The organism is Streptomyces laculatispora, from assembly GCF_017353455.1.
GTDB classification, from domain to species: domain Bacteria; phylum Actinomycetota; class Actinomycetes; order Streptomycetales; family Streptomycetaceae; genus Streptomyces; species Streptomyces laculatispora.
In genome coordinates this window covers 25,717-40,636 of record NZ_JAFMPZ010000505.1, presented here as the reverse complement: position 1 = coordinate 40,636, position 14,920 = coordinate 25,717, and the positions used below count along the sequence as shown (strand labels likewise).

Below are 14,920 nucleotides of genomic sequence, written 5' to 3'. Positions count from 1 at the left end.
GCCGGAGGCGATACCGAGTGAACGATGTACTGGACGTCGCCCTCCGCCTCGTCATCGTGTTCGCGGTGTTCATGGTCGTCCCCCTCGTCGTGGGCCAGGCCGAACACAAGGTGATGGCCCACATGCAGGGCCGCCTGGGCCCCATGTACGCCGGCGGCTTCCACGGCTGGGCCCAGCTCGTCGCGGACGGCGTGAAGTTCGTACAGAAGGAAGACATCGTCCCGGCCGAGGCCGACCGCCGCGTCTTCCAGATCGCCCCCGCCGTCGCGCTGCTCCCGTACCTGCTCGTGCTCGTCGTCATCCCGATCGGGCCCGGCGAGGGCGCGGTCGGCCAGGTCATCGACGCGGGCATCTTCTTCGTGCTCGCCGTGATGGGCATCGGCGTGCTCGGCTCGCTCATGGCGGGCTGGGCATCGGCCAACAAGTTCTCGCTGCTCGGCGGCATCCGTACCGCCGCGCAGCTGCTCGCGTACGAGCTGCCGATGCTGCTGGCCGCCGCCTCGGTGGCGATGGCGGCCGGCACGGTCTCGCTGCCCGGCATCCTCGATGCCTTCGAGTGGTGGTGGCTGCCGTGGCAGATCATCGGCGCCCTGGTCTTCTTCGTGGCCGGGCTTGCCGAACTCCAGCGCCCGCCGTTCGACATGCCGGTCGCGGACTCGGAGATCATCTTCGGTGCGTACACCGAGTACACCGGCCTTCGCTTCGCCCTGTTCCTGCTCGCCGAGTACGCGGGCATCGTCGTGCTGTGCGCACTGACCACCGTCCTCTTCCTCGGTGGCTGGCACGGCCCGCTGGGCGCCGACGGACTGGGCTGGGTCTGGACGCTCCTGAAGGTCGCCGTCCTCGCCTTCGTCGTGATCTGGCTGCGCGTGAGCTATCCCCGTCTCCGCGAGGACCAGCTGCAGAAAATCGCCTGGACCACGCTCATCCCGCTCGCTCTCGCGCAGATCGCGCTCACCGGCATCGTGAAGGTGGCGATCAACTAGTGCCCCCGATCCCCGGCGCAGGACTGGCCAAGGGCCTCGCCGTCACCCTGCGGACGATGACGAAGAAGACCGTCACCGCCCAGTACCCGGACGTGCAGCCCGAACTGCCTCCCCGCTCCCGCGGCGTCATCGCGCTGTTCGAGGAGAACTGCACGGTCTGCATGCTCTGTGCCCGTGAGTGCCCCGACTGGTGCATCTACATCGACTCCCACAAGGAGACGGTGCCCGCCGCGGCCCCGGGCGGACGCGAGCGGAGCCGCAATGTGCTGGACCGCTTCGCCATCGACTTCTCGCTCTGCATGTACTGCGGGATCTGCATCGAGGTGTGCCCGTTCGACGCGCTCTTCTGGTCGCCGGAGTTCGAGTACGCGGAGACCGACATCCTCGAACTCACCCACGAGCGCGACAAGCTCCGCGACTGGATGTGGACGGTGCCGGAGCCGCCGGCGCTCGATCCGGCGGCCGAGGAGCCGAAGGAGATCGCCGCCGCCCGCAAGACGGCGGAGAAGCTCCGGACCCAGCGCGAGCAGGAGGCCGCCGCCGCGGCCACCCCGCCTGCCCCGACGGACCCTGCCCCGACTGATCCTCTCCCGACCGATCCCACCCCGACGGATGAGGAGGGCCAGGCGTGATCACCGCAGCCGCAACCGCCGCCACCCTCGGCGCCGCCTCCGGCCCCGTCATCACCGTCAACGAGAGCCACTCAGGCTTCCTCTCCCCGACCGGTATCGAGATCGCCTTCGTCCTGGTCGGAATCGCCACCCTCGGCGCGGCCCTCGTCACCGTCACGACCAGGCAGCTGGTGCACGCGGCCCTCTGGCTGATCGTGGCGCTCGGCGGCCTCGCCGTCGAGTACCTCCTGCTCACGGCCGAGTTCATCGCCTGGGTGCAGGTACTGATCTACGTCGGTTCCGTCGTCGTCCTCCTGCTGTTCGGCCTGATGCTCACCAGGGCCCCCATCGGCCGCTCACCGGACGCCGATTCGGAGAACCGCTGGGCCGCCCTCGCGGTGGCCGTCGCCGCCGCCGGCACCCTCGTCTGGGTCGTCGTGGACGCCTTCCGCACCACCTGGATCGAGCTGGACGGGCCGGCCCAGGGGTCCACCGAAGCCACCGGCGCCTTCCTCTTCCGGCACTGGGTGCTCCCCTTCGAAGCGCTCTCCGTTCTCCTGCTCGCCGCCCTCGTCGGCGCGATCGTCCTGTCCCGCAAGGGCCGAGAGGACAAGAGCTGATGCACCTCGCCTATCCCGCCGTGCTGGCCGTCCTCCTCTTCTGCACCGGGCTCTACGGAGTGCTCGCGCGCCGCAACGCGATCCTGGTCCTGATGTCCGTCGAGCTGATGCTCAACGCCGTCAACCTCAACCTGGTCGCCTTCGACATCTGGCTCCGCGACGCCCTGCACTCCGGCCAGGCCCTCACCCTGTTCACCATCGCCATCGCGGCGGCGGAGATCGGTATCGGCCTGGCCATCGTCCTCGCCGTGTACCGCAACCGCGGCAGCTCCGACGTCGACCGCCTCCGCGACACCGCCGAGACCGACGAGGCCGAGACGGTCCCGGACGGCGACGACAGCGACGACGGTGACGACGGTGACGGCACAGCCACTGCCTCCGGCACCGGCACCGAAGACCAGGCCACTGCTTCGGCAGGGAAGGCAAAGAAGGCAGAGGCCACCCCGTGACCACCACGACCCTCGCCGTCCTCGTCCCCCTCCTCCCGTTCCTGGGAGCTGCGGCCGGACTCCTGCTCGGACGCAGCGCGCCGGGCTTCGTCCGCCCGCTCGCGGTACTGCCCTCCCTCGCCTCCCTCGTCATCGCGGCCGTCGTCGCGGCCCGCCAGGGCGGCGGCCGGGCCATCGACGCCTCGACCCAGCTCACCCCCACCGGCTCGGTCCCGGTCGACCTCGCCCTGCACCTCGACGGCTTCGCGGTCCTGGTCGCGGTCCTGGTCGCCCTCGTGGCGAGCTGCGTGCAGATCTACTCGACCGCCTACCTGCGCGACGACCCCCGCTACCCCTCCTACGCGGCTCTCGTCTCCCTCTTCACCTCCGCGATGCTGCTCGTCGTCTACTCCGGCGACCTGATGGTGCTCCTGGTCGGCTGGGAGATCATGGGCATCTGCTCGTACTTCCTGGTCGGCCACTACTGGGAGACGCCCGAGGCCCGCGCGGCCTCCCTCAAGGCCTTCCTGGTCACCAAGCTCGGCGACGTCCCCTTCCTCATCGGCCTGTTCGCCCTCGCCGCCGACACGGGCACCTTCCGCATCACCGGCATCCTGGGTTCCGTCGCCCACGGCGGCCTCGACCACCCCACCGCGATCGCCCTGCTGCTCCTCGCCGGTGTCGCGGGCAAGTCCGCGCAGTTCCCCCTGCACACCTGGCTGCCCGACGCGATGGCCGGCCCCACCCCCGTCTCCGCGCTGATCCACGCCGCGACGATGGTCGCCGCCGGCATCTACTTCGTGGCCCGGCTGCTCCCCGTCTTCGCCGCTTCGGGCGCCGCCCTCGTCGTCCTCGCCGTCATGGCCGCCGTCACGATGATCGGCTCCGGATTCGCCGCCCTCGCCCAGGACGACATCAAGCGTGTCCTCGCCTACTCCACGATCGGCCAGCTCGGCTACATGTCCGGCGCCCTGGCCGTCGGCGACCGGGGCGCCGCCGTCTTCCACCTCCTCTCGCACGGTGCGTTCAAAGCCGTCCTCTTCCTCGCCGCGGGCGTCGTCATCCACGCCGCCGGCACCAACTCGCTGGCCGCCATGTCCCGCATGGGCGGCCTGGCCAAGCGCATCCCCGACGCCTACTGGACGATGACCGTCGCGCTCCTCGCGCTGGCCGCCATCCCGCCGTTCGCCGGCTTCTTCTCCAAGGAAGCCGTCCTCGTCGCCGCCGAGCACACCGCCCTCGGCGACCGCCACGTCGCCCCGGCCGCCGCCGGCTGGACCGTCCTCGTCGCCGGGCTCCTGGCCGCCGTCCTCACCGCCGCGTACGCCACCCGCCTCTGGCTGCTCGCCTTCCGGGGCCGCGGCGCCGAGGTCCCCGACCACGGCAGGCAGCCCGTCGCCATGACCTCGGTCCTCTGGGTCCTGGCCGTCCCCACCATCGCCTTCGGACTCACCGTCGGCGTGATCGGCGACTGGTTCGACGGCCACAGCCTCACGCCGTCGCTGACCACCGCCGTCCTCTCCACGGGCGTCGGCCTCGTCGGCGGCCTGGTCACCTACGGGGCCTGGCGCCACACCACGGCACTGGCCGCCCGGACCCCCATGGGCTCCGTCGTCGCCCACCCCGAAGCGGAACCCGCCCTCGTCGAGGTCGAGGCCATGGAGAGCCACACCGCCGCCTACGGAGACGCCGGTGACGCACCCGACCCGGCCGACCCCGGCCGGCTGCTGCTCGGCCCGCTCCACCACCACGCGGCCGCCGGCTTCCACCTGGACGCCGTCTACGCGGCGCTGTTCGTCCGCCCCGTCCAGGCCGCGGCGAGCCTCGTCCGCTTCCTGGACCGCGAGGTCGTCGACACCTACGTACGCGGCTCCGCCACCGGCGCACGCTGGCTCGGCACCGCCGTCCGCCGTGCCCAGACCGGCAACGTGCAGACCTACCTCAGCGCACTGCTCGCCGGTTCCCTGGTCCTGGCGGTCGCCGCCGTCGTCTTCGCCAACGTCAACGCCGGGTCGTGAGCCGTGTTCGATATCAGCGCATCCGTGATGCAGTTCCTTCTGGCGTTCATCGTCGTCGTCCCGCTCCTCGGAGCCGTCGCGGCCCTGCTCCCGGCCCCGCCCGGACTGAAGGGCCGCAACCCCGACCAGGCCGTGCTCCGCCACGGCGTGACCGTCACCGGCGTGATCCTCATCGCCGCGATCGTGCTGGCCGTCGGCTTCGACCACGACCACCCGTCGAAGATGCAGGCCACCACCGACATCAGCTGGATCCCGGCGCTCGACGTCCGCATCCATCTCGGCATCGACGGCATCTCGCTCCCCCTCCTCGTACTGACCGCGCTGCTGACCTTCCTCTGCGCGCTCCACAGCTACTTCAAGATGCCCGCGGGCCCCTCCCCGAAGGCGTTCGTCGCACTGATCCTCGTCCTGGAGTCCGGCACCCTCGCGACCTTCGCCGTCCTCGATCTGCTGCTGTTCTTCCTGGCGTTCGAGATGGTGCTCATCCCGATGTACTTCCTCATCGCCCGCTGGGGCGGTGCGCAGAAGCAGGCGGCCGCCTGGAAGTTCATCCTCTACACACTGCTCGGCTCGGTCGTCATGCTGCTGGGCCTGCTCCTCATCGGACTGAAGAGCGGCACCTTCGACATGGTGGCACTCGCCACTGACAACGGCCGCGGCCTCACCTCGTCCGTGCAGGTCATCGCCGTTCTCGCGATCGGGATCGGACTCGCGGTCAAGACCCCGATGTGGCCGCTGCACAGCTGGCTCCCGGACGCCCACACGGCCGCCCCCACGGTCGGCTCGGTCCTGCTCGCGGGCGTCCTGCTGAAGATGGGCACGTACGGATTCGTCCGGATCCTGCTCCCGATCGCCCCCGACGGCATGCACACCTTCGCGCCCTACCTCGCCGCCTTCGCGGTCGCCGGCATCATCTACGGATCGCTCGCCTGCCTGGCCCTCGTCCGGCCCGGCGCCAAGGGCGACCTGAAGCGCCTGATCGCGTACTCCTCCGTCGGCCACATGGGCTTCGTACTCCTCGGCATCGCGAGCATGACCCCCACCGGCGTCAACGGCGCGCTCTTCGCCAACATCGCCCACGGGCTCATCACCGGCCTGCTGTTCTTCCTGGTCGGCGCGGTCAAGGACCGGTACGGCACCGCCGACCTCGACACCCTCTCCGGCGCCACCGGCGCCGCGCTCTACGGCAGCGCGCCCCGCCTCGGCGGCCTCCTCGCGTTCACCGCGATCGCCTCCCTGGGCCTGCCCGGCCTCGCCGGGTTCTGGGGCGAGATGCTCGCGCTGTTCGGCGCCTTCGACCCGGCCGACGGCCTGAGCCGGCCCGCCTTCCTGACCTTCATGTCGGTCGCCGCGTTCGGCACCCTGCTCACCGCCGCGTACATGCTCATCCTGGTACGCCGCGTCTGCATGGGCGCCAAACCCGAGGTACCGCGCCGCATCCCTGACATCCAGCACCACGAGTTCGCCGCCTGGACCCCCCTCGCCGCCCTCACCGTCCTGGCCGGCCTGTGGCCCGCCGTCCTCCTCGGCCTCACCGACCCGGCCGTGCAGAAGCTCCTCGCAGGAGGCAAGTCGTGACCACAGCGGCCGAGAGCACCACCAGCCTCGTCCAGTCCGTCGACTGGCTCGCCATCGCGCCCCCGGTCACCGTCGCGGCCGTCGCCCTCGTCGTCCTGGTCGCCGACCTCTTCGTACCCCGGGCACGCAAACCGCTCCTCGGCTACGGGGCCGTCGCCGGACTCGTCGCCGCCCTCGCCCTCCTCATCCCGCTGCGCGACGGCGACCGCTCCACCTTCTGCCTCACCACCGGCACCCGCGCCTGCAGCTACACCGCCGACCACTTCGCCCTCGTCATCCAGGTCCTCGTACTCGGCGGAGCCCTGCTCACCGCGCTGCTCTCGATCGGCGACACCCGCAAGCTCCCGGCCGGCGAGTTCTGGTTCCTGCTGCTGTCCTCCGCCGCGGGCGCCGCGCTGCTGCCCGCGGCCCGCGACCTCGCCACCCTCGTCGTCGCCCTCGAAGTCGCCTCGCTGCCCGCGTTCGCCCTCGTCGGCATCAAGCGCGGCGACCGGCGCTCCTCCGAGGCCGCGCTGAAGTTCTTCCTGTCCTCCGTCGTCGCGACCGCCGTGATGCTCCTCGGCGTCAGCTTCGTCTACGCGGCGACCGGCACCCTCCACCTCACGGAGATCGCCGGCCGCCTCGACGACGTCCCCGGACAGCTCTCCGTCCTCGCCCAGGCGGGCGTCGCCCTCACCCTCGTCGGCTTCGCCTTCAAGACGGCCGCGGCGCCCTTCCACTTCTGGGTCCCCGACACCTACGTCGGCGCACCCCTGCCGGTCGCCGCCTACCTCTCGGTCGTCGGCAAGGCGGTCGGCTTCTCCGGCCTCATCCTCGTCACCGTGGTCGCCTTCCCCTCCTACGCGGACGTCTGGGGCCCCGCCCTCGCCGTCCTCGCCGCGCTCACCATGACCATCGGCAACGTCGCCGCGCTGCGCCAGAGCGCCACCCGCGCCCGCAGCGCCGTACGCCTCCTCGCCTGGTCGTCCGTCGCCCAGGCCGGCTACCTCCTGGTGCCGATCGCCGCAGCCGCGTACGCCGGGGACCGGCAGATCGGCTCCACCGTCGCGTACGCCCTGATGTACGCCGTCGTGAACCTCGGCGCCTTCGCGGTGGCCGCCCTGGTCGCCCGCACCCACCCGCACAACCGCATCGCCGACTACCGCAACCTCTACGCCACCCGCCCCCTGGCCGCCCTCACGATGGGCTTCTTCCTGCTCTGCCTGGCCGGACTGCCACCGGGCATCATCGGCCTCTTCGCCAAGGTCACCGTCTTCTCCTCGGCCGTCGACGCCGGACTCGGCTGGCTCGCCGTCGTCATGGCCGTCAACGTCGTGATCGCGCTCTACTACTACCTCCAGTGGACCGCCGTCCTGTTCCGCGGTCCCGCGGAAGACGGTACGGAGCAGCCGCGGCCCACCACCCGGCACCGGACCCCGGCCCCGCTGACCGCCGCGATCGTCCTCACCGCCGCCGCCGGTATCGCCCTCTCGGGCGCTCCCCAGACCGTCCTCAGGTTCGCCGCCGTCAACCTGTTCTGACGCCTGTTCTGACGCCTGTTCCGGCGGCTGTTCCGGCGCCTGTTCCGACGGCTTCAAGATCGGCTTGCCCCCGGCAGCCCGCACAGGGCAGGGTCATGCCCGCACATGACGCACTCGGCGTTGACATCACAGAGGAGCCAGAGCAGTGCTGAACGGGTTCAAGGACTTCATCCTGCGCGGAAACGTGATCTCCATGGCGATCGGCCTCGCCGTCGGAGCCGCGTTCACCGCAGTCGTCACCGGGTTCAGCAACGCGTTCATCGTGCCGCTGATCGGCATCATCACCCGCGGCACCGGCGACTTCAGCAAGGCCGATTTCAAGTTCGACGGTGTGACGTTCCCCTACGGACTCTTCGTCAGCGCCGCGATCGCCTTCCTCATCACCGCCGCGGTCCTCTACTTCTGTGTCGTCGTGCCCATGGCCAAGGTCCAGAACCGCTTCACGGCCAAGAAGGACGAGGAGAAGGCCGACATCAAGGCAGCCCTGCGCGACTGCCCCCGCTGCTACACGGAGATCCCGGCCGTGGCCTCCCGCTGCGCCCACTGCACCAGCGAGGTCGAGCCCGACCCCGAGGCCCTGGCGCTCGCGAAACTCCCCGTCCAGCGCTGACCCGGACGCACACCTCCACCCGTACGGCCTACGGCCCGCTCCGGCGCGAACAGCCGGAGCCGGCCGGGCCCCGCGGCCGTGAGCACAAGGGAACTAGCTCTCCTCGCCTGGCGTTGACCAGTACGGGAGGCTCCACTGGGCAGTGGAGCACCACCAAGCAAAGGGTTCCCCTGCTTGCACCATTTGGAGGGCGTACCGTGCACCGCCGGCACAACGGGCTGAGAACCGCCGTACTCCTCGGGGGCCTGTCCGCACTCATCATCCTCATCGGCAGCTTCTTCGGACGTACCGGCCTGATCGTCGCGCTCGTGGTAGCTGTCGGCACCAACGCCTACGCGTACTGGAACAGCGACAAGCTGGCGCTGCGCGCCATGCGCGCCCGCCCGGTGAGCGAGTTCGAGGCGCCCCAGCTCTACCGCATGGTCCGCGAGCTCTCCACCGCCGCCCGCCAGCCCATGCCACGGCTCTACATCTCCCCGACGCAGGCCCCCAACGCCTTCGCGACCGGCCGCAACCCGCGCAACGCCGCGGTCTGCTGCACCGATGGCATCCTCCAGATCCTGGACGAACGGGAGCTGCGCGGTGTCCTCGGCCATGAGCTCAGCCATGTCTACAACCGCGACATCCTGATCTCGTCCGTCGCCGGAGCCCTCGCCTCCGTCATCATGTTCCTGGTCAACTTCGCCTGGCTGATCCCGGTCGGCCGCTCCAACGACGACGAGGGCCCCGGCATCCTCGGCATGTTGCTGATCATGATCCTGGGCCCGCTCGCCGCCTCCGTCATCCAGTTGGCCGTCAGCCGTTCCCGCGAGTACGAGGCGGACGCCTCGGGCGCCCAGCTGACCGGTGACCCGCTGGCCCTGGCGAGCGCCCTGCGGAAGCTGGAGGCCGGCACGAAGCAGCTTCCCCTGCCGCCCGAGCCGAGGATCGAGACCGCGAGCCACATGATGATCGCGAATCCCTTCCGCCCGGGGCAGGGTGTGTCCAAGATGTTCTCGACACATCCGCCGATGGCGGAGCGTATTGCCCGACTCGAGCAGATGGCAGGTCATCGCCCGTGAAAACGATTCTGAACGTCATTTGGCTGGTCCTGTGCGGCTTCTGGATGTTCCTCGGCTACCTCGTCGCGGGCCTCCTGCTGTGCATCACGATCATCGGTATCCCGTTCGGCCTGGCGGCCTTCCGCATCGGCGTCTACGCCCTCTGGCCCTTCGGCCACCGTGTCGTCGACCGCCGGGACGCGGGCGCACCCTCCTGCGTGGGCAACGTCCTGTGGCTGGTCCTCGCCGGCTGGTGGCTGGCGCTGGGGCACATCACCACCGGAATCGCCCTGTGCATCACGATCATCGGCATCCCGCTGGGCATCGCGAACTTCAAGCTGATCCCCGTATCGCTGATGCCCTTCGGCAAGGAGATCGTCAGTACCGACGAACCGTTCGCCGGCTGGTAGAAGCCCCGGGCGGCGGACGGGACAACGGGATACGCGCAGTTCGCGCACCGCGGACCGCAACCGGCCGACCATCACGAACGTCTTGGATTCCAAGACCGAGTGACGGGTAGGTTCGCACGCATGAGCATTATTGGCTGGATCATTCTCGGACTGATTGCCGGCGTCATCGCCAAGATTCTGCTGCCGGGCAGAGACCCCGGTGGCCTCGTGGGGACCACCCTGACCGGGATCGTCGGCGCCTTCCTGGGTGGCTGGATATCGTCGAAGTTCCTGGACCGCCCGATCTCCAAGGACTTCTTCGACGCGGGGACCTGGGTCGCGGCCATCGGCGGATCGCTGGTCCTGCTGATCATCTACCGCCTGTTCTTCGGGAACTCCCGCGAACGCCGCTGAGACCCGTCCTTTCCTCAGACGCCCAGCCCGGTCTCGCGCAGGGTCAGATTGAGCCGACCACCGCTCATGCCTGTCGCGGGACCGGCCGTACCCGGGCGGATCCTCGGCACCCCGTGGAACGCGAAACGCGACGGCCCGCCGAAGACGAACAGATCCCCCGAGGCCAGCTCCACGTCCGTGCAGGGCCTTCCCCGGTTCTCCGTGTTCCCGAAGCGGAAGACACAGGTGTCACCGATGCTCAGCGACACCACGGGGGCGCCGGACCGCTCCTCCTTGTCCTGGTGCATGCCCATCCGCGCCGCGTCGTCATAGAAATTGATCAGCGCGGTGTCCGGCGCGTACGCCCGCACCGGGCTCTCCTGCCCGTACGCCGCCACCAGCGCCGCCCGCCCCAACTCCCCGAGCCACTCCGGAAACGGGGCGACCGGTGCGCCGTTCACGTCGTCCGCCGTACGCGTGTACCGGTACGGCTGCCAGTGCCACCCCAGGCACACAGTCCGTACGGACATCACCCCGCCGCCCGGCAGCGCCGTGTGCCGCAGGGGTACGGGCCCGCGCGCCCACTCCCGGCAGGCCGTCACCAACTCCCGCTGCTGCTCCACGGACAGCCACTCGGGGACATGCACGGCACCCGGCGCGACCTGTGCCCGCGGCCTGGGGAAGAGCCCGGCCATCAGCTCACCGCCAGGGCGCCCTCAAGCCCCAGAAGCCGCTCCTTGCGCTCCAGGCCGCCCGCGTAGCCGCGCAGCGCCCCGTCCGCGCCGATCACCCGGTGACACGGCCGTACGACCAGCAGCGGATTGCGCCCGATCGCCGTGCCCACGGCCCGTACCCCCGCCCCGGAGGCACCGACCCGCTCGGCGATCTGCCCGTACGACACCGTCTCCCCGTAGGGGACGTCGTCCAGCGCGGCCCATACCCGGCGCTGGAATGCGGTGCCCCGGCCGTCCGCCAGGGCGATGTCGAAGCGGGTCCGCCGCCCCTCGAAGTACTCCCGCAGCTGCGCGGCGATTCCCGCGAAGGCCGCGGGCTCGCAGCTCCAGCCGTCCTGGACGACCGCCGCGCCCTTCTGGCCCGGCAGGGAGAGCGAGACGAGCGCGACCGCGTCGCCGGCCGGTCCCGCGGCCTGCTCGCCGACCAGCAGCAGTTCGCCCAGTGGGCTGTCGACCGTCGCGTACATGGTCATGACTCGTCCCTCTCCTCGTCCGGCCGACAGCCGGATCATCGGCCGCCACGGACCAGTCTGCGTTGCCCGCACCGCTGCGACCGGCGGTATTCGGACATGACGTCCGGGTGCGGAACGGGATGTTCCACCCCGCGCCCGGACCGCCGCGTCCTACCGGTAGTTCGCGAACTGCACGGCGAAGTCGAAGTCCTGGCCCTTCAGCAGCGCCTGAACGGCCTGCAGGTCGTCCCGGCTCTTCGAGCTGACCCGCAGCTCGTCACCCTGGACCAGCGCCTTGACGCCCTTGGGGCCCTCGTCGCGAATGATCTTCGCGACCTTCTTGGCGTTCTCCTGGGAGATGCCCTCCTCGATGGTGGCGAAGAGCTTGTACTCCTTGCCGGACAGCTGGGGCTCGCCCGCGTCCAGCGACTTCAGCGAGATGCCGCGCTTGATCAGCTTGGACTGGAAGATGTCGAGGATCGCCTTGACCCGCTCCTCGCCGCTCGCCTCCATGAGGATCTTCTCGCCGGACCAGGAGATCGAGGCGCCGGTGCCCTTGAAGTCGTAACGCTGCGAGATTTCCTTGGCGGCCTGGTTGAGGGCGTTGTCGACCTCCTGCCGCTCGACCTTCGAGACGATGTCGAAACTGGAGTCGGCCATGACGTGTTGCTCCTTGTATCGGGGGTGCTGGAAACGGAATGTCCACGGGGCGGCCGCGGGGCCCGCTGGCACCACGCCGCCCCCCAAAGCCTAGCCACCCGAGCCCGTTCGGGCCGCTGGTCAATCCAGTGGCACAGCACCCCTGGGCATCAGGTATCGTTTACGTCGTTGCCACAGAGCGCCGTCGAGAGACGGTCCTCACGGCAACATCCCTTGGCGGTGTGCCCGAGTGGCCAAAGGGAGCAGACTGTAAATCTGCCGGCTCAGCCTACCCAGGTTCGAACCCTGGCGCCGCCACAAAGCAAGGCCCTCGTCCTCGGACGGGGGCCTTACTCTGTTATGTCGCGAGGGGCGTGAACATGGAATCCGTGCTGGTCAGTGCCTGTCTGCAAGGCGTGCCGTGCCGCTTCGACGGCCGGGGCAAGGCCTCTTCGGAGACGGCCGCGGCCATCGGCGACCGCCGGCCCGTGTCCTTCTGCCCCGAGGTCGCCGCCGGGCTGTCCACGCCCCGCCGTCCCGCCGAGATCATCGGCGGCGACGGCCACGACGTGCTGGACGGCCGTGCACGCGTCGTGGACGACACCGGGCTCGATGTCACCGAGGCCTTCCTGGAGGGCGCAGAGCGGGCCCTGGAGGCGGCACGCAGGGCCGGCTGCACGGAGGCGCTGCTGATGGCCCGCAGCCCTTCGTGCGGGCGGGGCAGGGTTTATGACGGCACGTTCACCGGCGAGCTGCGCGACGGTGACGGGGTCACCGCGGCCCTGCTGGAGCGGCACGGCATCACCGTACGCCCGGCACCGGGCGGCTGACCGGGGCGGCGGGTCCGCCGCCCCCGGCGCCTTGGTCAGTTCCCCGCGACGTCCTTCACCGCGACCATCACCGGCACCTTGCCCGAGGTGAGCTCCAGCGTCAGGCCCGCCGTCGCGGGGGTGTCCAGCAGCTCCAGGAGCGCTGCCGCCACGTCGTCGCGCGGCACCGGGCCGCGGCCGGTCGACGCGGCGAGCAGCACCTGGCCGGTGCCCGCGTCGTTGGTCAGCATGCCGGGGCGCAGGATCGTCCAGTCGAGCGCCGTCCTGGAGCGTACGTACGCGTCCGCCGCACCCTTGGCCCGCAGGTACGCGTCGAACACTTCGTCGCCGGGGTGGTCGGGGTCGGCGCCCATGGACGAGACCACGACGTAACGCCGCACCCCCGCCCGTTCCGCGGCGTCCGCGAAGAGCACCGCGGCCCCGCGGTCCACCGTGTCCTTGCGGTCCGCGCCGCTGTTGGGGCCCGCACCGGCCGCGAAGACCACCGCGTCGGCGCCGCGCAGCACCTCCGCGGTCTCCTCCACGGTGGCCGATTCCAGATCCAGGACCACCGGTTCCGCGCCGACCGCCCGGAGGGCGTCACGCTGTCCGGGATCGCGGATGATCCCCACCGCCTCATCCCCGCGTGCAGCGAGCAGCCGCTCCAGCCGCAGCGCGATCTGACCATGTCCACCTGCGATGACAATGCGCATGGTCACGACCGTACGCCGGACCACGCCGCGGCGCGCTCAAGCCCCGCCGCCGGGACTGGATTCCGATCGCCCCTGGCGGGGGAGTCCGGGCCCGCCGCCCGTCTCGGAGTCGCAGTACTCGCGCACCGCGCTGGTCCGGGCCACCACCCGGCCGCGGTGCACCACGATCCGGCTGTACGCCAGTGAGAGCACCCCGGTGAGCTGCTCGCCGCGCACGGCGAGCAGCTCGGCCGGGAAGCCCGCCTCGATCCGTACCTCGGGCAGTCCCAGCACGCGCCTGGCCTCCGTGGACACCGCCTCGTAGGCGTGCTCGGCCCGCAGCCCGCTCTGCGAGGCCAGCAGGAAGGCGGCCTCCAGCGGATCGCCGCGCCCCACCGGGTTGGCGAGGTCACGCAGCGACCCGCTGCCCGCCGCGACCCGGACCCCGGCCGCGCGCAGCAGCCGTACGGGGGCGGTGCCCCGGCGCTCCACTCCGCAGCAGCCGCCCTGGGGCAGACAGATCACCGTCACCCCGGACGCGGCGAGCTGGTCGGCGGCGCGGCCCGCGGTCTCCCGGGTGAGCCGCGAGAGACCCGCGCAGGGGCCGATGGCGACACCTTGGCGCAGCCCGCCCGCCATGGCCGCGAGCCGGGCCAGCCGGGCCGGGTCGTCACTGTCCGTGTGCAGGTCGACGGGGCAGCCGTGCTCGGCGGCGATCTCCAGGACTGCTTCCACGTACCCCGTCGGGTCCGGGTCGAGGTCGGGGCAGCCGCCGACCGCGCCCGCCCCCATCTTCACCGCGTCGCGGAGCATGGCCAGGCCGTCGGCGCCCGCGACACCGGTGAGCAGCCGGGGGACGGCGACCGGTGTCAGATCGGCGAGCCCGCGCAGCGAGCGGCGCGCCTGGAGGACGGCTTCGAGGGCGCCGAGGCCCTGCACGCCGCCGATCCGTACGTGTGAGCGCAGCGCCGTCGCGCCGTGGCCGAGTTGCAGCAACGCGGCCTCGGTGGCGCGTCGCTGGACGTCCTCGGGGAGTTGCGAGGCCGGTCCGGGCGCGCCGGGTCCGGTGCCGTCGGCGGTGAGCGCGGTGTCGCTGTGGGCGTGCGGCTCGGCAGGCGCGGGCAGCAGGAGGTGGCCGCGCAGATCGATGCGGGCGCACGGTGCGGAGAGGCTGCCGGCGGTGCCGACGGCCTCGATACGGCTGCCGCCGAGCCGTACGTCCACGATGCGGCCATCGGCGAGACGGGCACCGCAGAGCGTCAGCGCGGAGCTCTCCCGGCCGTTGGCCGCGTCGGCGGTGTGGTCGTCTGGCGGCCGCGGCCGGCTGTCGGGCATTGCGCTCCAGAGAGGGGACAGGGTCACGCAGAGTGAGTCGAGCCTAGGGGTGTGATGTGTCGGGTT

The 14,920-nt window shown here is 71.0% G+C and carries 17 protein-coding genes and 1 tRNA gene; 13 read left to right on the top strand and 5 right to left on the bottom strand.

Annotated features, from left to right (window positions below; translation table 11 throughout):
- Positions 1–17: 17 nt before the first annotated feature.
- The 11 genes from J1C73_RS26225 (at position 18) to J1C73_RS26175 (ending at position 10,214) form a co-directional block, all read left to right on the top strand.
- Positions 18–986, top strand: coding sequence for a complex I subunit 1/NuoH family protein (locus J1C73_RS26225; RefSeq protein WP_207318556.1), 969 nt, complete (start codon positions 18–20; stop codon positions 984–986).
- Positions 986–1,618 carry a NuoI/complex I 23 kDa subunit family protein gene (locus J1C73_RS26220; RefSeq protein ID WP_207318552.1) on the top strand — a complete coding sequence of 211 codons (633 nt, stop codon included), beginning with the start codon at positions 986–988 and terminating at the stop codon, positions 1,616–1,618. Before J1C73_RS26225 ends, J1C73_RS26220 begins: the two co-directional genes overlap by 1 nt.
- 50 nt (positions 1,619–1,668) lie before the next feature.
- Positions 1,669–2,217 carry an NADH-quinone oxidoreductase subunit J family protein gene (locus J1C73_RS26215; RefSeq protein ID WP_207318555.1) on the top strand — a complete coding sequence of 183 codons (549 nt, stop codon included), beginning with the start codon at positions 1,669–1,671 and terminating at the stop codon, positions 2,215–2,217.
- Positions 2,217–2,666 carry an NADH-quinone oxidoreductase subunit NuoK gene (nuoK, locus tag J1C73_RS26210; RefSeq protein WP_207318551.1) on the top strand — a complete coding sequence of 150 codons (450 nt, stop codon included), beginning with the start codon at positions 2,217–2,219 and terminating at the stop codon, positions 2,664–2,666. Before J1C73_RS26215 ends, nuoK begins: the two co-directional genes overlap by 1 nt.
- Positions 2,663–4,663: an NADH-quinone oxidoreductase subunit 5 family protein gene (locus J1C73_RS26205; RefSeq protein ID WP_207318550.1), complete on the top strand. Its 2,001-nt coding sequence runs from the start codon at positions 2,663–2,665 to the stop codon at positions 4,661–4,663. The genes nuoK and J1C73_RS26205 overlap by 4 nt, the downstream gene beginning before the upstream one ends.
- 27 nt (positions 4,664–4,690) lie before the next feature.
- Positions 4,691–6,241, top strand: a complete 1,551-nt coding sequence (locus tag J1C73_RS26200; protein WP_207318554.1) for a complex I subunit 4 family protein — start codon at positions 4,691–4,693, stop codon at positions 6,239–6,241.
- Positions 6,238–7,761 carry an NADH-quinone oxidoreductase subunit N gene (locus J1C73_RS26195; RefSeq protein WP_207318549.1) on the top strand — a complete coding sequence of 508 codons (1,524 nt, stop codon included), beginning with the start codon at positions 6,238–6,240 and terminating at the stop codon, positions 7,759–7,761. The genes J1C73_RS26200 and J1C73_RS26195 overlap by 4 nt, the downstream gene beginning before the upstream one ends.
- A gap of 145 nt (positions 7,762–7,906) precedes the next feature.
- On the top strand, positions 7,907–8,371 hold the full coding sequence (gene mscL, locus J1C73_RS26190) for a large conductance mechanosensitive channel protein MscL (protein WP_207318548.1): 465 nt from the start codon (positions 7,907–7,909) through the stop codon (positions 8,369–8,371).
- Positions 8,372–8,568: 197 nt separating this feature from the next.
- Positions 8,569–9,432, top strand: a complete 864-nt coding sequence (htpX, locus tag J1C73_RS26185; RefSeq protein ID WP_207318547.1) for a zinc metalloprotease HtpX — start codon at positions 8,569–8,571, stop codon at positions 9,430–9,432.
- Positions 9,429–9,821 (top strand): YccF domain-containing protein, encoded by a 393-nt coding sequence (locus tag J1C73_RS26180; protein WP_123461025.1) that lies wholly within the window; start codon positions 9,429–9,431, stop codon positions 9,819–9,821. The genes htpX and J1C73_RS26180 overlap by 4 nt, the downstream gene beginning before the upstream one ends.
- A gap of 120 nt (positions 9,822–9,941) precedes the next feature.
- Entirely contained in the window at positions 9,942–10,214 is a 273-nt protein-coding gene (locus J1C73_RS26175; protein ID WP_207318546.1) for a GlsB/YeaQ/YmgE family stress response membrane protein, read from the top strand.
- Positions 10,215–10,228: 14 nt separating this feature from the next.
- Here the strand turns inward: J1C73_RS26175 and J1C73_RS26170 are convergent, their stop codons facing one another.
- From J1C73_RS26170 to J1C73_RS26160, 3 genes are all read right to left on the bottom strand, one after another.
- Positions 10,229–10,888 carry an alpha-ketoglutarate-dependent dioxygenase AlkB family protein gene (locus tag J1C73_RS26170; RefSeq protein ID WP_207318545.1) on the bottom strand — a complete coding sequence of 220 codons (660 nt, stop codon included), beginning with the start codon at positions 10,886–10,888 and terminating at the stop codon, positions 10,229–10,231.
- Positions 10,888–11,400 (bottom strand): methylated-DNA--[protein]-cysteine S-methyltransferase, encoded by a 513-nt coding sequence (locus J1C73_RS26165; protein ID WP_207318544.1) that lies wholly within the window; start codon positions 11,398–11,400, stop codon positions 10,888–10,890. Before J1C73_RS26165 ends, J1C73_RS26170 begins: the two co-directional genes overlap by 1 nt.
- A 150-nt stretch (positions 11,401–11,550) precedes the next feature.
- Positions 11,551–12,039 (bottom strand): YajQ family cyclic di-GMP-binding protein, encoded by a 489-nt coding sequence (locus J1C73_RS26160; protein WP_123461029.1) that lies wholly within the window; start codon positions 12,037–12,039, stop codon positions 11,551–11,553.
- Between the two features lie 215 nt (positions 12,040–12,254).
- Here J1C73_RS26160 and J1C73_RS26155 point away from each other — a divergent pair.
- Positions 12,255–12,336 (top strand) — tRNA-Tyr (locus J1C73_RS26155).
- 62 nt (positions 12,337–12,398) lie between these two features.
- The gene (locus tag J1C73_RS26150; protein WP_207318543.1) at positions 12,399–12,848 is read left to right on the top strand and encodes a 2-thiouracil desulfurase family protein; all 450 of its coding nucleotides are present in this window, start codon (positions 12,399–12,401) and stop codon (positions 12,846–12,848) included.
- Between the two features lie 35 nt (positions 12,849–12,883).
- Here J1C73_RS26150 and J1C73_RS26145 read toward each other — a convergent pair whose 3' ends face one another.
- Positions 12,884–13,540, bottom strand: a complete 657-nt coding sequence (locus J1C73_RS26145; protein ID WP_207318542.1) for an SDR family oxidoreductase — start codon at positions 13,538–13,540, stop codon at positions 12,884–12,886.
- Positions 13,541–13,576: 36 nt separating this feature from the next.
- The gene (locus J1C73_RS26140; protein ID WP_207318541.1) at positions 13,577–14,854 is read right to left on the bottom strand and encodes an amidohydrolase family protein; all 1,278 of its coding nucleotides are present in this window, start codon (positions 14,852–14,854) and stop codon (positions 13,577–13,579) included.
- Between the last annotated feature and the right edge of the window lie 66 nt (positions 14,855–14,920).